We start from the raw sequence: 25,511 nt of genomic DNA on the forward strand, positions 1-25,511 counted from the left end.
ACTAAACGCAGTGTAAAGCTTAACGCGTGCCGATGGGTCAAGCTTTGCTGTTAGTGTACCGTTAGCTATAAATCTTTGTAATAAAAAGGACAGTGCATGAAAATTACTAAATTAGTCGCAAAGCCCCTTAACCGTGAGGCCTTCAAGCAATTTGGTGATGTAATAGAGCTTGAGGGCGCTAAAAACTTCAGTATCAATGATGGCAGAGTACAGCGCTATCACGATTTAGCCGACGTGCAAATTGACACCCAAAACGGTGGCCGCGCCATTGTCAGCTACTTCAAGATTAATGAGGCAAAACCATTTCCCCACTGCTTTAATTTGCTTGAAAAGCATCCCAAAGGCAGTCAAGCTTTTATTCCTACCGACAATGAACCCGTGGTACTTGTGGTTGGGCCAAAAGACAAACCTTTAGACTCCGATACCCTGCAGGCCTTTGTTACCAATGGCCACCAAGGCTTTAATTTTCATACTGGTGTGTGGCATATGCCATTAATATCGGAACGAAAAGATCGACTTTTTGTGATTGTTGACAGAAGCGGCCCCGGAAATAACTGCGATGAAGTCACCTTAGAAAACGAAACTATTGAGTTAAGGTTACAATGACCCTCAACAACATGAACATTACTATGAGTGATCTAATGAACAACTACCCAAGAGACATGAAAGGCTACGGCCAACGCGGCCCAAAAGTAACCTGGCCGAAAAAAGCAAAAATAGCGGTACAGTTTGTCATTAATTATGAAGAGGGCGCTGAAAACTGTATTTTGCACGGTGACAAAGCCTCAGAAACATTTTTATCTGAAATTATAGGCGCGCTGCCGTTTGAAAATCAGCGCCATATGAATATGGAATCTTTTTATGAATATGGCTCCAGGGTAGGATTTTGGCGACTGCATAAGCTGTTTACACAGCGCAAAATGCCAGTAACCGTGTTTGGTGTGGCTATGGCTATGCAGCGAAATCCAGAAGCAGTTGAAGCAATGTTAAAAGCCGACTGGGAAATAGCCAGTCATGGCTATAGATGGATTGACTATCAAAAAGTCCCGCTTGATATTGAGCGTGAACATCTGCAAAAAGCCATAGAAATTCACAAAAGCATGACCGGTGAGAAGCCAAAAGGCTGGTATTTAGGCCGCATGAGCGAAAACTCACGTAAGCTAGTGATAGAAGAAGACTCATTTTTATATGACGCTGACAGCTACGCCGACGATCTACCTTATTTTGTGGAAGGTAAAGCTGTTAACGGTAATTACAAGTCACACTTAATTGTGCCTTACACGCTAGACGCCAACGATATGCGCTTTGCCAGTCCGCAAGGTTTCAACTCAGGTGAGCAGTTCTTTACCTATTTAAAAGATTCCTTTGACACCCTTTACGATGAAGGCGCTGATGCACCAAAAATGCTGTCTATTGGTCTGCACTGCCGCATAATAGGTCGTCCTGGTAGGTTTGCTAGCTTGGTCAAGTTTTTAGACTATATTGAGCAGTTCAGCGACGTATGGGTTTGCCGTAGACAAGACATTGCATCGCATTGGATAAAGCATCACACACCAGACTAGCGGCTTTAGGCAAGTTAATCGCCTGCCTACTAGCTTTCATCTCTTCAAATTATCTGAAATTAAGCGTCATGAGCCACACGCCATGGTCCAGCCTAAGGTACCGTGACCGGCCTTAATATATAGGTTCGGAATGTTTGTTTTGCCTATAATAGGCGTTCCGTCGGGCGTCATTGGGCGAAGCCCAGTCCAGTACTCGGCTTTTGATAAATCGCCTGCATGGGGAAACAGATCGCTGACCACCATCGCAATAGTAGCTTTACTCAAGCAGCTAGCTATTTGCATGTAACGACAGGCGCGGTAAGTCAGCAGATCAGTTTACTTGAAAAGCAGCTGGCGGTGAGGTTATTTGAGCGCCATTCTAAAGGGATTACGCTTACCTATGCTGGCCAGCAGATATACGCAGCGGTTGAAAAAGGTTTGGGTGATATTGAAAGGACAATAGAGGTCTTTCGTCAAGAGAAAATCCCAGAAGTTGAGATACGTGTAAAACTAACGCCATCATTTGCCTTTTACACCTATTCCCGCTCAGGCAGGTTACTATTTGATTAGCTACCGTGAGTCAAAAGCTATTGCGTGTTTTAAACAATGGTTACGTGCCCAAATTACGCCTTGTGCTTAGTCTTAATCTATATCACGTTGCGTGGTTTTTAGAAACATTGGGTAAAAACAAGGCAATAACAACCATGCAAAAGCTCAGCGCCGCTAGAAAGGTAAACGACCATTCATAACTGCCGGTTATGTCTTTGCCAATGCCGACTAATGCAGGCGTAACGCCGCCAATAATATAGCCGAATGACGACATCATCGACGACAGTTGAGAGGCCTCATGAGGTGTATCAGTTTCAAGCACAGGTAAGGCTAGCGCGAGTGCAAAAGTGCCCGATGTGGTCACGCCTAATATAGACACAAGTACCAAGGGGTTGAACTGAGGCAGCCACGTTATCGCCAATATCAATAATGTCGTAATGAAGGTAACTGCCGCTATAAGCAAACTGCGCTTGGCTGTGCGCGCCGCAATCAAAGGCATAATTAGCGCACCCAAAATACCTGACCCCATGAACACGCTAGCCATAATACTGGCTCGAGATATGCTAAAACCGACATGCTCAAAATGCGCCACCATCCATGTTGCAAGTGCATAAAAAACACCGGCTTGCGCCGCGAAAAAGCCGGTTAATAACCAAGCCTTAAAAGAATGCAGCGGCAGTTTTTTAAGAATGCTCTTGTCTAGTTTTGGGCTAGTCGATTTTGGTAAGAAAATGATTAACAGCAAGAAGGTTGCTAAAGCGAGCCAGCCCCAGCTCGACAATCCATAGTGCCATTCACCGCCAAACGTACTGATAATAGGCAATGTAAGGGCTACGGCCAATGCTGCACCAATGGTAATGCTGACCGAATATATGGCGATTGCAAAACCCATATGGCGCGCAAAATGCTGCTTAATAAAACCAGACATCAATGGCCCTGCAATGGCAATGGCAGTGCCCGCTAACACGGCAGATAAAAGCAGAAGAGCGAAACTGTGCTGGCTAAAATGCCGCAGCAGCAATGCGACTGTTAGCACGGCCATTGCGCCCTTCAGCACGCTCTCTTGGCTCCAGCGAGCCGCTAACCTAGGCGCTAAGGGTGCCAGTAAGCCCATTAATAATACGGGTATAGTGGTTATTAAGCCTGCATTTGCTTGGCTTAAGGACAAATCTTCAACAATGCTTTGTATAACAGGCGCTACGGAAGTGAGGGCAGGGCGCAAGTTGAGTGATATAAGTATAAGAGCCAACAGCAATATGCTGGCCCTATAAACGTTAGCCTTTAACAACGTGTGTGTCACAGTGCAGTTTATCAATAATATACTCGGCGGTAGTACTTAATAACATTCTTGTACCACTTCTTATACCATGTCACGACGGACTTCATGCTGGTTGATACATCAAGTGTATTAGCTAAAAAAATAGCTTTTTTAAGAGCAGGTTGTTCTTCCCAATATGGGGTGGTAACAACGATTAGGCGTTTGTAATGTAACATAATAATATTATACATCGTTGGATGTGAATATGCTAAGTTACTTGCTATTTTACAATGTATTCAATAACTTTGATGACATCAGCAGGCGTTTTTGCCCATGCCAAAGCCGGCAACGTGCTTAAGCAGCATTGCTTTACTTTGCATCACAGGTTTTGAGGCTAGTGCGCCAATGTTGCCTAGGCCTAGTACCGCTGTGCCCTTGGTAATAACGCCCACTAGCTACCGCGGTAAGTCGAATAGCTCCATGGCGATACTAGCAAAGGAACATGGTAGTTGGCTTTAGCGTCGAAAATGCCAAAATGAATGGGAATACGGTTTAAAAACGCGGGTTTTGTTTGCTCAACCCCCAACTTTGTAAAGTATTCAGCGACATAAAATACAATAATATACTCACCCACTTCAATATTACTGTTGTCTAGCAATAGTTCATTAGTTCTGCCGTCGTTGTTAGTGGTCAGTGTTTTGAGTAACACATTTTGTGAACCTTCTACGCGATAGAATTCAAGTTTGATGTTTTCAGCAGGCTTGCCGTTTGCGGTGTCCAGCACATGGGTTGATAGCTTGGCCATGATTAATCCTTATTTATGTCGTTAGTGTCGTTTTGTTAAGTGTTATGCGCTAGGCTCGTAACCTTTAAGTATGCCGGCAAGTCGAAAAGTAGCGATTAAACCAACCTGCAATATAGCGCTATATACCTCTTCGCTATAAGGTTTGTTTATACGCTTTCTAAACTCATTGAAAATACCCGCTTTGTCATGGTTCTTAACCGCAATGATAAAAGGAAAGCCATGCGTGTCAATATACTGCTGATTGAGCGAAGTGATTTCGTCCATTTCTTTTTTGCTTAGGGCGTTTAAATTAGCTGAAGACTGCTCTTGGGTTGACGCGGTGGTTAGTGAGCCGCTTTTTGCTTCTTTGCCCGCTAACTGTGGGTGAGCGCGCAGCAAAGTAAGTTTTTCTTCGATAGACGCATTTTCAACTATTTTCAGCATTGCCTGATGCAAATTATCGACGCTTAAAAAAGGGCGGCTATGCCAGACTTTCTCTGGGATCCAGCTTGAATGTTCATAAATCTCGGCGAGGGTTTCAATGAACTCTGCCTGCGTAGCGTTATTTAAAGTGTGTATGTCTATTTTGTCTGTCATGAGTGATTACCAAAACGGTCGTGTTTTATATAAATGCATATCTGCGCTCGCCGATGGTCTTGCTTGTACCAACAATAGCGAAATGTTCTTATATTCCACAGCCACTGCTTTAAAATAGATTTACTATTTATCGTGGTGCGGTGTAAAGCCTATTTAGCACTAGCAATTAAGCCTTGTTCAAACCAAGCAAATTATGCTTTACGCGCTTATTATCCATGATTATGAGTAGATATATAAGAGTAGCGAGTTTTGAATCCGCATTAATGAGCTACTATATTTTACTTTCGCTAAAATTGTCAACAATATTGTTTACAATTTACTGACAAAGTTGACAGCTGAGGTGAATTTATTTACATTTAGAGGTAGAATAATTTTAGGAATTAACCATAACCGAGTAAAAGCACAATGACACAATACTTACAAAAAAACGCACTTCGTGTTGACGCTAATTTAGTGACGTTTATAGAAACAGAAGTGCTGCCGGGTTTGTCAGTCTCGGGCGACACATTTTGGGCTTCTTTAGCGATAATTATTCACGATTTTGCACCACAAAACAAAGCGCTGTTGGAAAAACGCATAGAATTACAGCATAAGATTGACGAATACAACCTTGCCAACCAAGGCAAGTTTGAGGTGCAGTCTTATAAAACGTTTCTTCAAGATATTGGCTATTTAGCACCCCAAGGCGATGACTTTCAAATTAGCACCGTTAACGTCGACAGCGAAGTCTGCACCACAGCAGGTCCGCAGCTTGTGGTACCCGCAGCCAATGCGCGCTTTGCATTAAATGCTGCCAACGCCCGCTGGGGCAGTTTATACGATGCGCTTTACGGCACCGATGTAATAAGTGATGAGGGCGGTGCAGAAAAAAGCGCTACTCACAACCCTGTCAGAGCAGCGAAAGTAGTTGCTTATGGACGTGACTTTTTAAACACGCATTTTGCGCTAGAAAAAGGTTCACATACCGACGCTAACAAGTATGAAATTACCGGTCATCAGCTTCTCATTACCCTAGCTGGCGGCGATACAGTCAATTTAGCGCAGCGCGCACAATTTATTGGCTATCAGGGCGACACAAGCGCGCCAAGCTCAATATTACTTAGCCATAATGGGCTGCGCGTTGCCATTGAAATTGACACAAATTCAGCGATAGGCAAAACTGATGCAGCAGGCGTCAAAGACATTACCTTAGAAGCGGCTTTAACCACTATTGTCGATTTTGAAGACTCAGTGGTTGCGGTAGATGCTGCAGAAAAAATAAACGTATATCGGAACTGGCTTGGCCTAATGAAAGGTGATTTAAGCGAAACCATTGAAAAGTCAGGTAAAGTGAGCCAGCGCGTTTTACATGCTGACAAAGAATATTACAACCCTGCTGGTGAAGCCCTCAGCGTGCACGGCCGCAGTTTATTGTTTTGTAGAAACGTGGGTCATTTAATGACCAATCCAGCCATACTCGACAGCCACGGTAATGAAGTGCCAGAGGGCATCATGGACGCCATGATAAGTACCTGTATTGCTCTTCACGACATTCAAAAAATAAATGTTCACCGCAATTCACGAAATGGCAACGTATATATCGTAAAGCCTAAAATGCATGGCCCACAAGAAGTTGCCTTAGCCAACGCCTTGTTTGATGCCGTAGAGGACGCCTTAGACTTATCCCGAGGCACCATAAAAATAGGTGTAATGGACGAAGAGCGCCGCACCACGGTCAACTTAAAACAGTGCATTGAACAAGTTAAGTCAAGAGTGGCGTTTATTAACACCGGCTTTTTAGACAGAACAGGCGATGAAATTCATACCAGTATGCTGTTAGGACCGGTTGTGGCCAAAGGCGATATGAAGTCGCAGCCTTGGATTAAAGGCTATGAAGATTACAACGTTGATATAGGCTTAGCCTGCGGTTTTTCAGGTAAGGCACAAATAGGCAAGGGCATGTGGGCTATGCCCGACATGATGAAAGATATGATGAAAGCTAAAATTGCGCACCCTCAATCAGGCGCCAATACCGCTTGGGTACCATCCCCTACGGGCGCTACTTTACACGCAATTCACTATCATCAGGTGAATGTGTTTGATGTACAAAATAAACTTAAAAATAGAGTGCGTGCAAATATAGACGATATTCTTACCGTGCCGCTGTTGCTAAACCCAGAAAGTTTGAGTGCAAGTGATATTGAAAAAGAGCTTAACAACAACGCGCAGGGATTATTAGGCTATGTAGTGCGCTGGGTCGACTTGGGCATGGGCGCGTCTAAAGTTCCCGACATTAATAATGTTGGTTTGATGGAAGATCGCGCAACCTTACGTATTTCAAGCCAGCATATTTGTAACTGGCTGAAACATGGCATTTTGACTGAGCCTCAGGTAAAAGATGCGCTACAAAAGATGGCTGCCGTGGTCGACAAGCAAAATGAACACGATCCACTTTACAGACCTATGTCTGTAGACTTTGACGCAAGTTTAGCGTTTCAAGCGGCGCTTGATTTAGTCTTCAAAGGCGAAACTCAGCCTAACGGCTACACTGAACCTTTGCTTCACGCGTACCGACAAAAATTTAACCAACTGCATCAAAATGTAGCTAACTAGGACCATTCAACATGTCAACTAAAAGTACTTATTACGCACCAACCGGCGGCTTACCACCGCAAACACAGTTGTTGTCAGACCGTGCTATCTTTACCGAAGGCTATGCGATTATTCCAAAGCGAGTATTAACTGATATTGTTATCAGTTATCTGCCGTTTTGGACCAACATGCGCATGTGGGTAATAGCACGTCCGTTAAGTGGTTTTTCTGAAACATTTTCACAGTATATTGTGGAATTAGGTCCAAATGGCGGCTCTGACAAGCCAGAACTAGATGCCAGCGCCGAAGCTGTTTTGTTTGTGGTAGAAGGTGAAATGGACGTTAATATTGAAGGTATCGTGCACAATATGAGCGCTGGCGGTTATGCTTATTTACCACCTAATTGTCAATGGACCATAAAAAATAACAGCGACAAGCACGCTAAGTTTCATTGGATCCGCAAAGCTTACCAATTTGTAGAAGGTATTGACGCACCAGAGCCATTCGTAACGAGCGATCATGAAGTCCCGGCTATTGCCATGCCAAACACGGGAGATGTGTGGAAAACAACGCGTTTTACCGAGCAGTCTGATATGCGTCACGATATGCATGTGAATATTGTTACTTTTGAGCCCGGCGGCGTTATTCCTTTTGACGAAACTCACGTGATGGAACACGGTCTGTATGTGCTTGAAGGTAAAGCGGTATATCACCTAAACGGTGAATGGGTGGAAGTAGAAGCTGGAGACTTTATGTGGTTACGCGCTTTTTGCCCACAGTCTTGTTACGCCGGAGGACCGGGACCATTTAGATACTTGTTATATAAAGACGTAAACAGACACATGCCGTTTATAAGACCGAAGAACTAAAAAACGATCTTTACCAGATTATAAGCAGTGCTATATATACGCATCGCTTAGCGGGTAAAATCGGTTTACGTTAACAAGTGAGTCGGCACAACCGGTTTCTCCCTCTTTAGTATTTTCAGCAATGTGAGGGGCGAGGTGTACCATATTGCGTTTAATTCCCACGCCAATAGCATCACCAAAGGAGGCGAATAATCCTTTTACTAACTAAACACCGTCCTTTGAAAGACGAACAATTAACTACACACTAAAGTCTTAAGCCTTTTGTCGCTTACTACAAATTATAGTAGCAGCATTGGAATATAAATAAACTTGTTAACAAGTTATTTTAATGACTACTTATTCAATTTAAGCAAAGGATTTATATTATGCAGATTAGAATTGAAGCGTCTCAGTGCCAAGTACTGGTAGTCGATATTCAAACGCGATTAGCGCCGGTTTTATTAAATATTGAAACGATGTTACGCAACGTTAACATCGTGCTTAGCACAGCTACCGCACTCGACATTCCGGTCACAATAGCGCAACAGTATACAAAAGGTCTTGGTCCATCTGCAAATATTGTACAGCCGTTTATTAATAATAATTTGTTTGCGAAAACGACATTTTCCTGCTTTGGTGCGCCCGCATTAGTCAAAAATATGGAAGAGCACAGGCAACAAGGCAAAAGCTGTCTTATTGTTATTGGCTGTGAAGCGCATGTTTGCGTGACTCAAAGCGTTATTGACGCGTTGACACATGGGTATCGCGTAATACTAGTGGCCGATGCCATTAGTTCTAGAACTCAACTCGATTGCGACACCGCAACGGCCAGGCTAGGTGTCGCCGGGGCAGAAGTAGTAACAAGCGAAATGCTTGTATTTGAGTTGATACAAGGAAAAAATTCGCCTCATTTCGACATGGTGTTAAATCTCGTTAAATAGAATATTTTTTCAGTGTTTTATCCAACAAGCATTCTTTTTTTACTTAATACCTGAACAAATAATATTTAATCTTCCACGCGGGTAAAATGTTGTGAAACCTGCCGATAGTATATCGACTAATAAAGACCCGCATGTGTCGTAGATACGGTTAGTCGCTTCGCACTTACGTTTCATCACTTTCTTGTGCAAGCAACACGCCCACCGTAATAATGCGCTGTGATATCATATCTAGCACCTGTAGTTGAATATTAGCAAGTTCAACTACCGCGTCTATAGTGGGCACAACACCTAAGGCCTCCGTTATGACCTGTTCTATGCTGTGTTCGTCATTCGCGGCTAATCGAATACCGTAAGAGTGTCGTAAGTTGGCCACCAAAGTATTGCCTTTTATTTGAAGCCCTTTATTAGGCAGCTTGGTTTTTTCATTACTACCGACGTTGCCAGAAAACACACAATTAACAAAATCTCTCGAGTCAGGTTTTAATACAATAAATAAATGGTCATTGGCGCATAATGTGGTCGAGCCGCGAGGCGCAATGACTTTACTATTGCGAGTGATCATGGCAACCACTGCGCTATCAGGCAGCGCCATTTGCGAAAGCCTGCGTCCCACTGCGCGTGAGTTTTCGCCTAAGGTGTATTCAACAATTTCAGCGTCAACATCGCCCACAGCGGTTATCTCCAAGGTGGCGGCGGGTGTCACAGGAGGCGGTAAGGTTAATTTTAGCTTGCGCGCAATCCATGGCAGTGTAGAGCCTTGAACCGTGGCCGAAATTAAGACCACGAAAAACACCACGTTAAATATCAGGTCGGCACCAGGCAGACCAAAAATAAGCGGGAAAATGGCTAAAATAATGGGCACAGAGCCGCGTAAACCGACCCAAGACACCAATGTGATTTGGCGCCAGTTAAAGCCGAACAAGGCTAATATGGGGATGACTGCTAAAGGCCGTGCGACAAAGGTAAGCACCAAGGCAATCATTAAGCCCTCAAACCACACATCTAGTAGTGACGATGGATGGATCAGTAAACCAAGCACTACGAACATGGTGATTTGGCTTAACCATGCTAAACCATCGTGAAATAAGAAGGTACTGCGCTGAAATACAAAACGGCTATTGCCTATCACTACGCCAGAAATAAAAATTGATAAAAACCCGCTGCCACCAATAGCCGCTGACACCCCAAAAGAGAGTAAGCCCAGCGCTACTACTAACACAGGGTATAAACCCGAAGCGACCAAGTGTATGCGGTTTATGACTTTAACTGCTATCCAACCAACCGCCAAACCCACTATTGCACCTAGGCCCATTTGCGAAATAAACATTATTAGCAAACTGGTGCCCGGCTCCATGGAGTTTACCAATACTTCGAGTAAACCAACGGTAAGAAAAATGGCCATGGGATCGTTAGATGCACTTTCTATTTCTAAGGTTGCTTTTAGTTTTTTATTTAAGTGAATGCCAGCGTTACGCAGCAATGCAAAAACAGCTGCGGCGTCTGTCGAGCCAACGATAGCGCCTAGTAACATACCCTGTAGCAGTGGTATATCTAGAATATAGGCTGCTGCAAGACCGGTAATTGCGGCGGTAACAAGTACGCCAACTGTGGCCAGGGTTGAGGCCGGCCGCCACACTTGTTTAATGGCATGCATAGGGGTTTGTAGCCCGCCGTCGAACAAAATCATGGCCAAGGCGATAGTGCCAAGGGTATGTGCGGCTTCTGCGTTATCAAAAACAATGCCGCCAGGGCCTTCTTCACCGGCTAACATCCCGACCAGTAAAAATAATACGAGTACGGGTAAGCCTAATCGTGCCGATAGTTTACTCGAAACAATGCCTAAGAGAATTAATACAGCGGCTAGTAAAATGATGTGGTCAATTAGAAACATACTTTCCTCCTAGTGTAGTAAACTTCGTGCATAAGGGAGAATAACAATATTTCTGAATATAAAATATGCGCTAAGTATGATGCGCTAAGAGTTTATGAAACGTCCTGCGATTTATAATGCATGAAAGGGTGTATGTTAAGCAAGATGTATATTGTACGTTTTGTTAATAGTTTTAGTTGATATGCGAATGATAGCGCTGGTCGCATTGGATTAATAGCTAACAAATGTTTACAGCGAGTGATTGAAGGGTTTACTTACTTTGCTTATTGAAGAACGAATTGCCTAAGTGGGGCGCCGAGGCACCGCCGTTTAGGGATGTCTCGGGCATGAATACCGCGGTATTAAGAACGGTACAGTTCGTTTTCAAGTTCGAAACGGTCAAGCATCATCACTTTGTGCCATGCGCTTACAAACGCCGTAATGAAGCGAGTGTTTCCTGTGGATGAGCCGTAAACTTCACACACAGCGCGCAGCTGTAGATTAGAGCCAAAGACAAGATCATTTCGCGTTGCGGTCCACTTAAGCTCTCCGGTTTTCGTGTCCTTACCCTCAAATGTTTCGTTATCTTCATCAATTGGGGCCCATTTGGTATTAATATCGAGAAGGTTTACGAAGAAATCGTTGCTCAGTGCGCCAGGGACAGTGGTGAATACACCATGTTTAGACCCATCAAAATTGGTGTCAAGAACACGAAGTCCTCCTACAAGTGCGGTCATTTCAGGTGCTGATAGGTCTAGTAAGTGCGCCCTGTCTATGAGCATACGCTCTGTATCAACAGCATATTTTCCCTTAGTAAAATTTCTGAAACCATCGGCATAGGGCTCTAGAAAAGATATATTATGCTCATCTGTTTGTTCTTTAAGGGCGTCCATACGACCCGGTACAAACGGTACATTAATTTTTACACCGGCACTTAATGCTGCCTTTTCTATAGCGGCACATCCAGATAGCACCACTAAGTCAGCGACGGAAACTCGTTTAGCGCCAGAATCAGCACTATTAAATCCTTGCTGTATTTCTTCAAGTGATGCTAAAACGCTTTTGAGTTGCTTGGGATTATTTACTTCCCAATTGATCATTGGTTCAAGCCTTATACGAGCGCCATTGGCTCCACCTCTAAGGTCTGTTTTGCGAAATGTTGAGGCAGAGCCCCAAGCTGTGCTCACAAGCGCCGATACGCTGTGGCCCGTTTCTAATATCTTTGTTTTAAGTGCATTTATATCGGCTTCACTTATCAAGTCATGATTAAGTTCAGGAATAGGGTCTTGCCATATCAGCTCTTCGCTGGGAACATCTTTGCCAAGCAGGCGGTTCTTTGGTCCCATATCTCGATGTATAAGCTTATACCACGCTTTGGCGAAAGCATCATCTAGCAAGGCTGGGGTTTCAAAGAACTTCTTACAAACTTCTAGGTATGCCGGGTCTTTAATTAATGCGATGTCTGTTGTCATCATCATAGGTGGGTGACGAAGACCTTCAACATGCGCGTCAGGAATAAGGTCTGATGCCGCACCTTCTTTAGGGCGCCATGACTTGCCGCCTGCTACACTTTCACATTGTTCCCAATCAAACGCGAATAAGTTCTTTAAGTATTCGTGGTCCCAACGAGTAGGGTTAGATGTCCAAGCACCTTCAATACCATTGGTGGTTGTGAATTGTGCCTTACCTGAACCATTGCTGTTTAACCAACCCAAAGCTTGATTTTCAATGGGTGCTGCACTAGGCTCAGGACCAAGGAAAGATTTAGGTGAACCACCGTGACTCTTACCAAACGCGTGACCGCCTGCGATTAGCGCTACGGTTTCTGCATCGTTCATACCCATGCGGCCAAATGTAATTCTAATCTCTTGTGCAGAAGACAAAGGGTCCATATTACCAAAAGGGCCTTCTGGGTGTACGTAGATGAGCGATTGACGCGAGGCTGCTAGTGGGTTTTCCAAGTCATATTCTTTTGTACCAGGCTCACCAAGCCAGCGTTTGTCTTGCGTAGCCATAACGGTTTCGGGGCCCCAATAGCTAGCGTCGTCGGCTTCATAACAGTCAATTCGCCCACCGCCAAAGCCGAAGGTCTTAAAGCCCATTTGTTCTAATGCCACATTTCCGGCCAAAATGATGAGGTCGGCCCATGAAATATTCTCGCCATATTTGAGCTTAATGGGTTGCAGCAAGCGGATAGACTTATCTATATTTCCGTTATCTTCCCACGAATACAATGGTGCAAAGCGCTGTAAACCTTGTGCTGAGCCGCCGCGTCCGTCAAAGACCCGATAAGATCCTGCAGAATGCCATGCCATTCTGATCATTTGTGGACCATAATTACCGTAGTCAGCAGGCCAAAAATCTTGCGATGTAATTAATAGCTCTGCAATGTCTTTTTTAACTACATCAATATCTATAGATGCGAATGCTGCTGGATAATCAAAATTATCACCAAGTGGATTAGCCTTGGCCGATTGGCTATGAAGTAATTCAATTGGCAGCTGTCCTGGCCACCAGTCAGCGTTCATTGGTGGTGTGCCGATGGCACCTCCTATACGCTTACTTTCAATCGCCTCGTAGCCGCCAGCAATAGGGCACTTTGATGGTTTTGACATGGTGGGCTTCCTCTATTCTATATGTTTTAGCTATAATACCTAGCATAAACCACCATCCTGCTCTATGCAACAGGGAGCGATTTTGCTTTAGTTTAAGGGTAATTAACGATCCAATTTTTATTTCAGATAGGTTTATTATTACTAACGTTCTTTTCACATTCACTTAATAGCACACTGCTAGCAATGATTAACCGTTTTAGGTGTTATTTCTGCCGCGTTATTGGGCCCTATCTGATATGTATTTATGACCATTCAAATCTTATTTTATTTTCTTATCGTTAATGAAAATTTGCTCAAGCTCTTCGCGACCCCGTGTGACGGTGGTAATTAAGCCTGCAAACTCAGGGTCGGTGTGAATCACTTCATTGAGTATTTTTAAATCGTGTTTAGCAAACACCTCCGTCATATATTGTGCTTGTCCTTGCGTATATCCGTAGGCAGTTAATACTTGTCCACAGGCGTTTAAGCCACCATCAAATACCTCGCGCACGAAACGCTCAACCCCAGCTTGTGCAAGTGCAGTGGCGTGCGTGCGATTGCGAGCCCGAGCGATTATTTTTATGTGCGGGAATTCACTTTGCACTAGCTGCACAAGTCGGCTGGTTTGCTCTGCTGAGTCGATGGCGATAAGCAGCACGCGGGCATTTTCAATCCCCGACTTTTTAAGTAAGTCTACCCGGCACGCGTCTCCAAAGAATACGCGATTACCAAACTGCCTGACAAACTCAATATGCTGTGCATCTTTATCCAGCGCGGTGTATGGAATATTATTTGCCGATAATACTCTTGCTGTAACTTGTCCAAATCGCCCAAAACCAGCAATAATTACCTGAGGTTCGTGTGACACACTTTGCGACTCATATACCGGCGGACAGTTTTTTGAGTTGAAAAACTGTCCATACAAGATCACCATGGGTGAAGTGAAGGCCATAGACAGCCCCACAATTAAATTTACGCTGGCAGCAATTTCAGGTGACAGCACAGCAGAACTTACCGCTAAGGTCATCACCACAAAGGCAAATTCACCGCCTTGAGACAGCATTACCCCTATTCTAAAGGCGTCGCGCTTTGATTCTTTATTAGCGATAAGAATCAACACAATAATGAGGCCTTTAAAGATAACCAGAGCAAGGCTCATTGCTACAATAAATATAGGCTGCGACACTAATAAATTTAAATCTAGCGTCATGCCAATCGCTATGAAGAAAAGTCCTAACAACAGACCTTTAAAGGGTTCTATTTCAATTTCTAATTGCCGCTTGAAGCTACTGTTGGCTAGCAATATGCCCGCAAGAAAGGCGCCCATTCCCATCGACAAGCCAGACTTTGACATCGCCAGCGCGGTAACCAGCACTAAAAATAAGGCCGCTGCGGTCATTACTTCACTACTGCCGTATTTAGCAATCACGCGCAACACTGGGTTTACCATATATCGGCCCACTACAAGCACTGCCGCTACTGCGGCTAAACTTACGTACCACGCAACACCACCTTCGGTCTGAACGGGCGAAAACGAGGCCACTAATAGTAGTATAGGGATTACCGCTATATCTTGCATCAGCAGCATGGAAAAGCCTTGCTGCCCGGGCGGTGTGTTTAAAATACGCTGATCATTCATTAACTGAATAGCAAAAGCGGTTGACGATAGCGCTAATGCAAGGCCAATAGTAATGCTTGTGGACATATTTAAGCCTAGCGCAAAGTAGCATATTGCGCCTATGAGCAGGGCGCTGAAGGTAAGTTGGCTGCCGCCGCTTAACATTATTTGATTGCGCATTCGCCATAGCGTGGTGGGTTCAAGTTCTAGGCCAATAACAAACAGCAGCATAACCACGCCTAATTCGGCAAAATGCAAAATAGTATAGGGGTCTGCAATGAAGTTAAAAACAGAGGGTCCAATAAGCACGCCTGCTACTAAGTAGCCTAAAATCCCTCCTAGCTTGAAGCGTTTAAACAGTGGTACCGCGATGATTGTCGCGGCTAAAAAAATGGCAACAGAAGAAAGGAGACTCATGTAGGTTTTACCTTGCTCAAAAATTGTTTATATTCTTAGTGTAACCTGCCTAAACATCTTTTGAAGTGCTTATTGTTTTTAATAGAGGCTTGACGCTACATTTTTCTGCTATTCAAATAGCGAGTTCTTTTTTGTTTACAACACTATTTACCAAATATTAGGTAACTGCCTGCTCTTGATCCTTGCTGATACAAATAGTTGCCTAGGCTTAGCTGCGGTTTTTCCCATTTATCCAGTGCGCTTTTTAGTTCGTCATAGCTGGTAACCTGGGCTAACGCTCCGCCCAGTGCAAGCGCATTGGCAGCAGCTTTGGCAGAGCTTGCTGCGGTGTGCGGTCGCGGAATAAATGCGGCATCGCCAAGTAGTAACACATTGGTATAAACCATTTTTTCACTGGTTAAATCTACAATAGCTTGCGCAAATGGTTCTTCAGTTGCTAGCACCGCCGCTTTAAATGCACAGGGCAATAAGGCATTCGCATCTTGATATACTTTAGTGCGCCATTTTGGCGCCAACATGCCCGGAGGTATGGCGTATTCTCGTCGTTTGCCCGCTTTGTCGGTCATTAAATCTGGCAGCTCATTTATTTCTTCAACCGCGCGATACCAAACCCAATTATAGTAGCGACTTCCTTCTTCGCTACTGTTGTTATCGCCAGGCACTAAATATCCTAAAATATGAGAGCGGGTATTACTAGCAAATCCAAAATCACCTAGTAGCTCTTTTGCATCCTGCGGCATATCCTTTTCCTTGATTAAGCCTCTATAAGCCACATAGCCTGCATACTGTGTTTTGCTAGTTGGTGACACTAGTTTGCGCACCGTAGAATTACCGCCGTCTGCGCCAATTAGTATATCAGCGTTGACTTCACTGCCATCGTCAAACAAAGCATTTACCGAATCTTCTTGTTGTATAATATTCACTAGTGTTTTGCCTTGATGGTAATGTTTATCTCCAAAGTGTTCGCGCATATTTGAATAGATTAGACGCCATGATGTTTGGGTTTGAGGAGCTCTATCGCGCTGAAGTACGTCGCCCTTAGGGTCAAACACCACTCTATCTTTTGACGATACACCGAGCCCTCCTTTTATGCTTGCGCCCACTTCTTTAAAAACATTAACAACGTCGGGTTGTAGCACCATTCCACCGCCTCTGCTGTCTAAGTCAGCTGCTGAGCGTTCGTAAATATCTACATCCCAGCCTATATTTTTTAGAATATTAGCGGTGAATAAACCGCCAAGCGAACCGCCTATTACAAGGGCTTTTTTTCGAAAATTCGCGGTATGAACATGCATATTATTCTCCATTAGGGTAAAGCTTATGTAGACCCTGTTTGTGACGTCTAATGTTTAATAAATCCATCATCGAAGCGCTATTTTTTATCAGATCACGCATTATAACTGGCTGTTTTTTTTAGTGCTGTAAGCAGTCTTTCAATCACAAAAGACGGCTGGGCACCGTAGAGTGTTTCAAAAGAGTCGCCATTTTTGAAATTGATGGTTGGAACTCCTCTGGCACCGCTTAGCATTGAACTTTCAATCTGGGCGTTCAAGTCGTCACGATGACTATGCGTTGACAAAAAGTGGCTTAATTTATCTCTATCCATATTCATCCCTTGTGCTATTGCCAACAACGTAGGTTTATCTCCAATGTCTTTGCCAAGACTAAAATAGGCTTCAAACAAAGCATCAGCCGTCTTAGACTCTAAGTTTGGTGCGTGCATTTGCACAAATTGCATCACCTTGTGTGCCAATCTGGTGTTAGGTGTTTTTGCCATACGCGCATAGTCGAATGTGAGTGGATCATCTTTTGAGGCTTCAATCGTGCCAAGATCGAGTTGATTAGAGCGCTCAAGGCTTCCAAATTTTTGACTACGATAGGCTTTTCTGTCTTTCCCTAGTTCAGGCATAGTAGGGTTGAGCTCATATGGTTTATAGGTAATATCTAGCTTAACGCCCACTTTTCTGGCGACTTCGTTTAAGCGCCTTGCTGCAATAAAGCACCAAGGGCAAATAAAGTCAGAGGTAATGGATACGGGTATTGTGATTTGATTATTCATAAATTCTTCATCCGATTTTAATGGTATATAGCTTATACCGTTTAATGAAAATTGATAATACCCTCAAAAGTAGATTCGGCATTGCACTATGTGCAATAATGCTTGTATGAAAATATATAAAACCTTGGTTCGTTAATTCAACAGTTTGAGTGTCGTTTGTATAGGTGATAAAAAACAGTCTACACTGGCAAGATGGGTGTACTGATGTTAAGGAGGTATTATGAGCGATAAATTTGCAAGTATGGCTGCATTTGTAAAGACGGTTGATGAAAAAGGCTTTTCGGCTGCGGCGCGCCAACTAGACCTTGCCACATCGAGCGTGACGCGCTTAGTCGATAAACTAGAAAAACAGCTAGGGACAAAGCTTCTAAATCGCTCCACTAGAAAAGTAACCTTAACCAGTGCAGGGGAAATTTTTTATCATCAAGCCATAATCATACTTCGCCAATTGGCCCTAGCAGAAGAAAATATACGTGATTTAGATACCAAGCCAAGAGGAAAGCTGCATATTGCCATGCCAACCGCATTAGGTAGGTTAAGGATCATGCCCATAATTAATCAATTTATGCATCGCTTTGCTAACATTCATATTGTTGTTCATTTAAGTGACGATGAAGTAGATATTCAAAGCATGGATGTAGATATTGCAATTAGAATAGGCCCGCTGCCGTCGATTACAAGCTTAATTGTAACTAAAATATCATCGCATTCTAGGTATGTGGTAGGCGCAAAAAGTTATTTCGATAAGGCAGGTAGACCCTCCCACCCAGAGGAACTAAACCAACATAAGTGTTTACTTTTTGCTTACAATAATGGGGTTAAAAATTGGAATTTTACGCCTAAATTAGCCAGTGAATCAGAAGTGTTTACCTGTTCACCGCAGCCTAATATGGTGGCAAATAATTCTGAAGTATTGCTAGAGGCAGTCAAAGATGGCTTGGGTATTGCTCTGCTCCCTGACTGGCTGGTTGAGAACGAGTTGTCGATAGGCACAATCGAATCGGTGTTGAACGACTTTGATAGCAATCCTCATTCAAACGAGGTAAATGTGTACGCGATATTTCCTGAAAATAGGAGAACCATGAAAAAAGTGAGACTGTTTATTGATTTTTTAAAAGAGAATTATCGGCTTAAATAGGGAAGGGAAACTGCTGGGGTGCTTTGTGTTTACGCACTTGATATTATGGAATAAGACAGCAAACTTATTTGTCTACAGTTACACAGATTTTGTTACAGCCTCCTTTATTTTTTCAAAATAGCTCTATCGCATAAATTACAGCGATTCAGTTACCGCTGATTTCATTACCGTTCGATCGCTAGTGTAAGATTGCTTAGTACAAAAAGCAATGAGATATTGCGCGACAATCTAAACGACGTCGATAACTTTTCCGTACTATACATTTAAGTTTAGACAATCGCCGTTTTGTAAAAAGCTAAAACATTGCGGCAAACCATAGGATAATTATAATGAGTAAAATAGTCGAAGAAGTAAAGTCAGCGAATGCTGAGTACGTAGCAAATTTTGCTGATAAAGGTGATTTGCCGATGCCGCCTAGCAGACAGTTTGCTATTTTGACATGCATGGATGCGAGATTAGACCCAGCTAAATATGCAGGCCTAGCGGAAGGTGATGCGCATGTTATTAGAAATGCAGGCGGAAGAGCAAGCGATGATGCCATTCGTTCGCTAGTCATATCTTACAAATTACTAGGTACAAAAGAATGGTTTGTCATTCACCATACTGATTGCGGAATGGAAACATTTACGGATGAAATAATGGGAGACTTACTATCGAGTAGTTTAAACACATCAAGCGTTGATGCCTCTGGTTGGCATGATAGCAATCCTGGTGGTGGAACAACTGACGGTAAGTACATCAACTGGCTAACTATAAGTGTTCAAGAAAAAAGTGTCTTAGAAGATGTTCAGCGGATCAGAGCTAACTCGATGGTGCCAAGCGAGATACCGATTTATGGTTATATCTATGACTGTAAAACTGGAAACTTAGTTGAAGTTCCTGAGGCTACGGAAGCAGGGAAGGCAAATTAAAATATTTAGCATTACTATGCATGGTAACTGACTGTATTTTGACATCCGTGGCAAAACCATGTGTGGGATATTACTTTTCTCAATAGTAGACCTATCCAGCTAGATAATAGCGTGTTGGTGCAAAGGGGACTTACCTTTGGTGTATTTTTCGAAAATACGATAAGTAATCTCAACAGTGTTAATGTTAACGAGAAAACTAATCGAGATTTTCATATACTTTTACATAAATACGCATCTATTTCTTTGTGCGTTAAATTTTATTGTTAAAGCGCTGAGGTCCACATAAGTTTTGAGTATCATCTTTCAAGCAGTGCGTCCGAATCAATTAGACGATGTTACTTATTCCTTTATTGGCGTGGGACGCATAATACCAAATTCATCTCGTGCTAATGGGTGTGTTTGCGTCATTAAAGGAGCGCCAGGCACTTCATCAATACTCACGCCATAAGACCAGCTTGGTGGCGCCACCGCAATATATCTCGCGAATCCGCCGGTGCCACCTAAGGGTTTTGCAAAACCTATGATAATTAGTGCGCCTTTTTCAGGCACCATATGTAAGTTTGCGACGCCCTCAGCCTGAGCAAAGTTATTATGCAGCAGCCAGTGCTCACCTTCTAAATTAGGGGTTGTATCGGTGTCTAATGGCTCGTGTCCATGAAACAAAATACCTCTTTCATTATGCAAAAACTTTAACGCTTCTAAGCCAACGCCCGGGAATGGCTTTTGATTGAAGCGCTCAATTTCTTTCCACCGCTTAGACCAGTCAGAACGCACCATCACAACCGAGCCTTTGGGAATGATGCCATGTTTGTCTTCCCAATCAAGTACGTCTTGAACTTGAAGGTGATAACCCTCGTCTTTTTTGACTTTATCTACCACATTAATCACCACTAATGGTCGCATCGCGTATGTAGGAGGAATGTCGCTAATGGTCGCACCCATAGGATTCCAATGCGCGGGTGGATCCAGTTGAGTGCCGTATTGGTCGGTTGGAATAGTGTAAGCGGTTGCCACGAAACCGTGATCGGCATAGGTAAACTCTTCACCAATACTAATGAAGCCTGGCATTTCTTGACCCGCGACAGCCCCCGAAACAGTAGCAGTGCCAAAGCCAGGCCACACTGCTTGTTTAACTTCAAATGGATGCGTTAAATCGATGTATTTGGCAGACACAAATGAATCTTCATAAATTGTCCATAAGTCCTTTTCTTTGACCTCGGTACAGGCCGATAGACTGAGTAAAACAAAAACGCTGATGATACATTTCATATTCATTCCTAATATAAATTCACATAATTATGTTTATTTTAAGATTGCTTCTGCTAGCGGTACGTCCACTATCAAGGTATTCAAAACCCCGCAGCGTAACACGCTTTTAACGGAATTTGCTTTTTCAGCACCCGCAGCAACCCCAATAAGGTTATTAATATTTTTCATGACTTTTACATCAACTGTTACCATACGGTTTTTCCAAGGAGTATCTAGCTCGACGCCATGAGCGGTAAAATAATGTGATAGCACCTCGCCAACGGCACCGTTAGTATGCACTTCTGCCATTTCTTCATCACTAATATATCTATGTTTAACCAGTGCCGACTGCCTTGTTGTAACACCAATACCAACAATTCCCATGTTACATTTTGAGACCCAATCCATTGTTTGCGCTACTGAAGCGTCGCTAAGCAGAGCGTCGCGCAATTCTTTATTTTTTAATAGTATTGGTACCGGTAAGGTTTCAACAGGTACTTCAAGTATAGATCCTAAACCAATCGATATATGTTGGGCGCTTGATTTACCTAGGCCGCCTAAATAGCCTCCAAGCTGTACGATGCGCTCGGGGGAGTATTTGCCTTTAGACATATAGTCGTTTAGGTAGCTTAAAGTGCTGCTCCATCCCACGCCTAAAATGTGCTTGCTTTTTAAATGCTTTTTTAAATACTCTGCAGTGGCCTTTGCGCACGCCTTTTTAGGATCTTCATTGTCACTGTCAACGACCACTAACTGATTAATGCCATAAATGGAATACTTTGCATAAATTAGGTTCTCTAGCTCTATGTTATGCGGCAATTTACGTGTTAGTTTAATCTCAACATACCCGGCATCAAGAGCTCGCTTAAGCATTCTAATAATAGTGGGGCGAGATAGGCCAAACTGCTTGGCAATTTGATCTTGGGTAAGTCCGTTCAAATAATATAGTGATGCTGCTTTTAATACCTGCGCTTCACTGTTATTCATAGGCCGTTCTCTCTTTTACGAAATAGTATACATGATCCCAACCTGAGTCATCCATTTTAAGCGCGGCCAATAGTTAAGAGTTATTACTAATATACTGCTGTATGTCGCGCTTGACTCGCGCTTTAAAAGACATGATTTCTGGACTTACCAGACCATCTCGCAAATATTTTGTGTACTGTTCGCCAGCTGGATTGATGGCCCAATCATTGTGCGGGAAAAAAACCGATACCGGCTGTTTTGAAATATTCAGTGTAATATTTTTATTAGAAATATCATTTAACCAAGCAGCTAAATATTGCACGGCATCTGCTTTTTTATTCGCATTATACGGTGGTGAGAAAGTAGAAAATATGCGTGTGCCTTTATAAAAAGTATATCCTAAGTCATCAGTTGTGTTGAGCTGTCCAATCATTAGACCAAAAAACAAGCCAATGTTTTCATTAGTGAAAAATGTTTTGGTGCCCGCATCTTGTATATTCAAAGACACTAAGTCTACCCAATCTTCTCCTGCTGCTTGGTCACAGATGACTAAAGTGCTGTCTTGCGAAAATACGTAGCCAATATTGGCGGCTATTTCGATAAGGGTGGTATAACCCGCTTGAGAAGTGACCGAGGTATGCAGCACCATGGAAGGAATAGTTTTGCCCTCATAACCACCTAATACGGCTTCTTGGCGATTAATCCTTATGCCATTTGATTTACCCAAAGACGTCTTAGCAATGGCCATTGCCTCGTCTTTAAATAAGCCGATTAACGCTAACTTTTCTTGCTTGTCAAACTCACTTAAGGCTGCCAACACCGAAGCGCCTGTGCTGATCGTCGACTTAGGATGCGGATACACAGCGTACATTATTTCACACTTTGCTATTTCGGCTTGGCTATCGCTATTTGAAGTGTTCGCCGCACAGCCGCCAAGTAACATGAGCGAGGCCATAATCCCGAGCAATATTTTTTTTGGTAAATTCATATAAAAGCCTTTTAAAAGCGGTGTCTTTAACCTACCTTTGTTTAAGACACCTAAATAGAGACTAGAAACGATAGGTAGACCGTAAATACACGAATCTGCCGTTTACACCAACGGGTGAGACGCTCGCGTCATAGGGTAAATTGCCAAAATAGCTTATATCAAAAATCGATTTATCAGGATATTCATCGAATAAATTGCTGATACCAAGCGCGACAGACAAGTTGCTAGTTAGCGCATATTGAGTGTCTATATCAATTACCCATTCGTCACCATATACTTGGGTTGGTTCAGAGCCACCGCCAAAATCGAATACTCGTTTAGTTTCGCCAAAATTGGTTGCTCGAGTCATAATAGATAGCGCATCCTTGCTCCACGTTGCTGTCAGAATCAATTTATCTTTAGGCGCTGCGGTCTCAAAGGTATTGGTTTCCTCAATGCCAAAGATGTTTCTGTCGGGCGCATTTACCACGTCGGTATCGGTTTGATTGTACGCGGCAGAAAGATCCCAATTACTGATCTGGTATGAAGCGACTATATCAAAACCACTTGTTTCGGTATCTATAATATTAGTGAAGAAGTTAATTGATGATATATCAGGAATATTGGCTACATTAATACCTTCTGACAAGGCAATACGGTCATCAATATCGATTTCATAATAGTCAAAGGTTAAGCTAAATTGCTCATAATTATACAAAATACCAAAACTGCGATTAAAAGACTCTTCAGCCTCAAGGGGCTTGGCGCCGTTGTCAATCGCGACTTGATTCGATACTGGTAAATTTAATGAGCGAACAAGAGCTCCACCGTCACCAAAAACTGAGCCACCGCCGGCAAAAAATGATTGCTGTAAAGAGGGGGCTCTAAAGCCTGTACTTATTGCAGCGCGCAGGGCCAAGTTATCAGTAAGTTCAGCTCGGGCGGCCACCTTTACGTTTAATGTATCGCCAAAATCGCTATAGTCTTCATAGCGTATAGCGGCAGAAAGGTTGACTGCATCTGTTATTTTAAAATCAGTGTCAACAAATACTGAAATTGCGTTTCTATTTTCATCAACCGTATCTACTGGCTGAAGCCCAGGGCCCGCTTGTGAACCGATTGGCGCACCAATTATAGGACCAGCTTGATAGGACGCAGGGTCGCCCGCTTTGGTTTTATAAAACTCTTTTCTATATTCTATGCCGGCAGTTAGGTATACCGTTGTATTAGCGATATCAAAATCATTGCTAGCTTCGACGTTTGCTACCGCTTGCGAATATTCATATTCTGCGCGATTAAAACGAGTAGGGCTTGACTCTCCAAGTGAAGGGTTTAATGAGTTTTTAACATCGTCGTCGTATGTGTTAGAGCCATACACAAGACTAGAATCGAGTAACCAATCGCCAAAGTATGTGGTAACGCCGCCGGCTAATGAGAAGTCAGATACTCGTGCGACACTGACAGGACGGTAACCGTTCGGATATATCGATTGAATATTATTTTCTGAAACGGGATATCTAAAGAAGTTTGAGCCTTCAGCATCTCGGTCTGAATAAGTACCAAATCCGTACAGTTCTGTTTTTGAACTAAGCGTAAATCCTGCGTTAAAAGCAAGGTTTAAGTCGCTAGACTCACCGTCACCTACTGTAAAATTGCGCTTTCCGGCTAATGCGTCATTGGGCGCAGCTTCAGGCGTACCGCTAGGTGGAATGGGGGCAATAAATTCAGCAAAACCTATTGTGGGCAACTGGTCAAAACCTGCGCGATTAGTGGCCGAACGGTTTCTAAACTCACCGCTTAAATTAATAAAGCCATTGCCTAGACTAAGGCCTTTATTGAATGACAAAATTGCGGTGTTACCGTCGGTAATATCTTCATCAATAGGCTTAAGGTTGGTCATGTGTGCGCCATAAGTTACGCTTACACTACCTTCACTTTCGGAGTCCTTTAATACAATATTAATTACGCCGGCAATTGCGTCAGATCCATACTGGGCAGCAGCACCATCTCTTAGCACTTCTATTCTGGCGATGGCGCTAGTGGGAATGTTATTGAAATCAACCGCCGCAGCGCCTTTACCTAATTTGGTGTCGGCAGCTACAACGGCGTTGCTGTGCCTTCTTTTACCATTCACCAAAACAAGTATTTGGTCTGGGTTTAATCCGCGCAACTGAGCTGCTCGAACAATATCACTGTTGCCAGAGTTTGATTGTCTGGGCATATTAAAAGACGGTATGTTGGCTTGCAACAGCATCCCAATTTCGCTGCCAAGCGTGCCCGATTGCTCTAGCTGCTCTGCAGTGATTATATCAACCGGTACTAAGCTATCTTGTAAGCTTCTACCCGGCACACGACTGCCGACTATGGATATCTCTTCAATTGCGCTGTTTTCTGCCACTGCATTTTGTGCTATAGCGTTTGTCTGTTGTGCACCAGCGCCTAAAGTAAGCGCAGATAGCGATAGAGCAACAATGATTTTGTTTTTATTAAATACCTTGGTCATGGTGTGTTCCTTTATAAGTAAAAGTTATACTGGATGCTGTCCGTAAATGTTCATAGTCTTTACATAAGTATCACAAGCGTATTGCTTAATCAACTGTGGCGCATACAAAACGGACTAACTTGAAACTTAGC

General features: G+C 43.2%; 21 protein-coding genes and 1 pseudogene. 8 read left to right on the forward strand and 14 right to left on the reverse strand.

From position 1 onward, the window contains the following. Nucleotides 1-96: 96 nt before the first annotated feature. Complete coding sequence (locus tag BAE46_RS12855; RefSeq protein ID WP_006002859.1) at nucleotides 97-606, forward strand: ureidoglycolate lyase; 510 nt, start codon at nucleotides 97-99, stop codon at nucleotides 604-606. Then, nucleotides 603-1,562 (forward strand): allantoinase PuuE, encoded by a 960-nt coding sequence (puuE, locus tag BAE46_RS12860; RefSeq protein ID WP_006002858.1) that lies wholly within the window; start codon nucleotides 603-605, stop codon nucleotides 1,560-1,562. The genes BAE46_RS12855 and puuE overlap by 4 nt, the downstream gene beginning before the upstream one ends. 66 nt (nucleotides 1,563-1,628) lie before the next feature. Here puuE and BAE46_RS12865 read toward each other — a convergent pair whose 3' ends face one another. Then, the gene (locus tag BAE46_RS12865) at nucleotides 1,629-1,826 is read right to left on the reverse strand and encodes an FAD-dependent oxidoreductase (protein ID WP_274378070.1); all 198 of its coding nucleotides are present in this window, start codon (nucleotides 1,824-1,826) and stop codon (nucleotides 1,629-1,631) included. A 12-nt stretch (nucleotides 1,827-1,838) separates the two neighbouring features. Here BAE46_RS12865 and BAE46_RS12870 point away from each other — a divergent pair, with 12 nt between their 5' ends. Next, nucleotides 1,839-2,111: a LysR family transcriptional regulator gene (locus tag BAE46_RS12870; protein WP_006002856.1), complete on the forward strand. Its 273-nt coding sequence runs from the start codon at nucleotides 1,839-1,841 to the stop codon at nucleotides 2,109-2,111. Nucleotides 2,112-2,193: 82 nt separating this feature from the next. Here BAE46_RS12870 and BAE46_RS12875 read toward each other — a convergent pair whose 3' ends face one another. From BAE46_RS12875 to uraD, 4 genes and pseudogenes are all read right to left on the reverse strand, one after another. Further along, nucleotides 2,194-3,345 (reverse strand): MFS transporter, encoded by a 1,152-nt coding sequence (locus BAE46_RS12875; protein ID WP_051987267.1) that lies wholly within the window; start codon nucleotides 3,343-3,345, stop codon nucleotides 2,194-2,196. Nucleotides 3,346-3,689: 344 nt separating this feature from the next. After that, nucleotides 3,690-3,803 (reverse strand): annotated as a pseudogene (locus BAE46_RS14420) (hypothetical protein); the annotation flags it as partial. Next, the gene (uraH, locus tag BAE46_RS12880; RefSeq protein WP_006002851.1) at nucleotides 3,800-4,153 is read right to left on the reverse strand and encodes a hydroxyisourate hydrolase; all 354 of its coding nucleotides are present in this window, start codon (nucleotides 4,151-4,153) and stop codon (nucleotides 3,800-3,802) included. The pseudogene BAE46_RS14420 and the gene uraH, both read right to left, overlap by 4 nt. A 42-nt stretch (nucleotides 4,154-4,195) precedes the next feature. Further along, nucleotides 4,196-4,729: a 2-oxo-4-hydroxy-4-carboxy-5-ureidoimidazoline decarboxylase gene (gene uraD / locus BAE46_RS12885; protein WP_006002849.1), complete on the reverse strand. Its 534-nt coding sequence runs from the start codon at nucleotides 4,727-4,729 to the stop codon at nucleotides 4,196-4,198. Between the two features lie 405 nt (nucleotides 4,730-5,134). On the opposite strand from uraD, the gene BAE46_RS12890 reads away from it, so the two are divergent. The 3 genes from BAE46_RS12890 (at nucleotide 5,135) to BAE46_RS12900 (ending at nucleotide 9,089) form a co-directional block, all read left to right on the forward strand. Beyond that, a complete protein-coding gene (locus BAE46_RS12890; protein ID WP_070113103.1) occupies nucleotides 5,135-7,321 on the forward strand; it encodes a malate synthase G in 2,187 nt (728 codons plus the stop codon). Between the two features lie 11 nt (nucleotides 7,322-7,332). Next, on the forward strand, nucleotides 7,333-8,169 hold the full coding sequence (locus BAE46_RS12895; RefSeq protein WP_070113105.1) for a bifunctional allantoicase/(S)-ureidoglycine aminohydrolase: 837 nt from the start codon (nucleotides 7,333-7,335) through the stop codon (nucleotides 8,167-8,169). Between the two features lie 365 nt (nucleotides 8,170-8,534). Further along, a complete protein-coding gene (locus tag BAE46_RS12900; RefSeq protein ID WP_006002841.1) occupies nucleotides 8,535-9,089 on the forward strand; it encodes an isochorismatase family protein in 555 nt (184 codons plus the stop codon). A 163-nt stretch (nucleotides 9,090-9,252) separates the two neighbouring features. On the opposite strand, the gene BAE46_RS12905 is transcribed toward BAE46_RS12900, so the two are convergent. The 5 genes from BAE46_RS12905 to BAE46_RS12925 all read right to left on the reverse strand — a co-directional run bounded on the left by BAE46_RS12905 (nucleotide 9,253) and on the right by BAE46_RS12925 (nucleotide 17,647). Beyond that, on the reverse strand, nucleotides 9,253-10,980 hold the full coding sequence (locus tag BAE46_RS12905; RefSeq protein WP_070113109.1) for a potassium/proton antiporter: 1,728 nt from the start codon (nucleotides 10,978-10,980) through the stop codon (nucleotides 9,253-9,255). Nucleotides 10,981-11,321: 341 nt separating this feature from the next. After that, a complete protein-coding gene (katG, locus tag BAE46_RS12910; RefSeq protein WP_070113110.1) occupies nucleotides 11,322-13,574 on the reverse strand; it encodes a catalase/peroxidase HPI in 2,253 nt (750 codons plus the stop codon). Nucleotides 13,575-13,833: 259 nt separating this feature from the next. Next, a complete protein-coding gene (locus BAE46_RS12915; RefSeq protein WP_006002835.1) occupies nucleotides 13,834-15,588 on the reverse strand; it encodes a monovalent cation:proton antiporter-2 (CPA2) family protein in 1,755 nt (584 codons plus the stop codon). Nucleotides 15,589-15,731: 143 nt separating this feature from the next. After that, the gene (locus tag BAE46_RS12920; protein WP_006002832.1) at nucleotides 15,732-16,883 is read right to left on the reverse strand and encodes an FAD binding domain-containing protein; all 1,152 of its coding nucleotides are present in this window, start codon (nucleotides 16,881-16,883) and stop codon (nucleotides 15,732-15,734) included. Between the two features lie 92 nt (nucleotides 16,884-16,975). Continuing rightward, nucleotides 16,976-17,647: a DsbA family oxidoreductase gene (locus tag BAE46_RS12925; protein WP_006002830.1), complete on the reverse strand. Its 672-nt coding sequence runs from the start codon at nucleotides 17,645-17,647 to the stop codon at nucleotides 16,976-16,978. A gap of 220 nt (nucleotides 17,648-17,867) precedes the next feature. Between BAE46_RS12925 and BAE46_RS12930 the strand changes: the two genes are divergently transcribed. Continuing rightward, nucleotides 17,868-18,785, forward strand: a complete 918-nt coding sequence (locus BAE46_RS12930; RefSeq protein ID WP_006002828.1) for a LysR family transcriptional regulator — start codon at nucleotides 17,868-17,870, stop codon at nucleotides 18,783-18,785. Nucleotides 18,786-19,114: 329 nt separating this feature from the next. Continuing rightward, nucleotides 19,115-19,696 carry a beta-class carbonic anhydrase gene (locus BAE46_RS12935; protein ID WP_006002826.1) on the forward strand — a complete coding sequence of 194 codons (582 nt, stop codon included), beginning with the start codon at nucleotides 19,115-19,117 and terminating at the stop codon, nucleotides 19,694-19,696. Between the two features lie 339 nt (nucleotides 19,697-20,035). Here BAE46_RS12935 and BAE46_RS12940 read toward each other — a convergent pair whose 3' ends face one another. The 4 genes from BAE46_RS12940 to BAE46_RS12955 all read right to left on the reverse strand — a co-directional run bounded on the left by BAE46_RS12940 (nucleotide 20,036) and on the right by BAE46_RS12955 (nucleotide 25,380). After that, nucleotides 20,036-20,965 (reverse strand): cyclase family protein, encoded by a 930-nt coding sequence (locus BAE46_RS12940; protein ID WP_070113111.1) that lies wholly within the window; start codon nucleotides 20,963-20,965, stop codon nucleotides 20,036-20,038. 33 nt (nucleotides 20,966-20,998) lie between these two features. Beyond that, the gene (locus tag BAE46_RS12945) at nucleotides 20,999-21,931 is read right to left on the reverse strand and encodes a sugar-binding transcriptional regulator (protein ID WP_006002822.1); all 933 of its coding nucleotides are present in this window, start codon (nucleotides 21,929-21,931) and stop codon (nucleotides 20,999-21,001) included. 73 nt (nucleotides 21,932-22,004) lie between these two features. After that, nucleotides 22,005-22,898 (reverse strand): hypothetical protein, encoded by an 894-nt coding sequence (locus BAE46_RS12950; RefSeq protein WP_006002821.1) that lies wholly within the window; start codon nucleotides 22,896-22,898, stop codon nucleotides 22,005-22,007. A 61-nt stretch (nucleotides 22,899-22,959) separates the two neighbouring features. Next, a complete protein-coding gene (locus BAE46_RS12955; protein ID WP_006002819.1) occupies nucleotides 22,960-25,380 on the reverse strand; it encodes a TonB-dependent receptor plug domain-containing protein in 2,421 nt (806 codons plus the stop codon). Nucleotides 25,381-25,511: the final 131 nt, after the last annotated feature.

The sequence above is a fragment of the Glaciecola punicea genome (genome assembly GCF_001756615.1).
GTDB lineage: Bacteria > Pseudomonadota > Gammaproteobacteria > Enterobacterales > Alteromonadaceae > Glaciecola > Glaciecola punicea.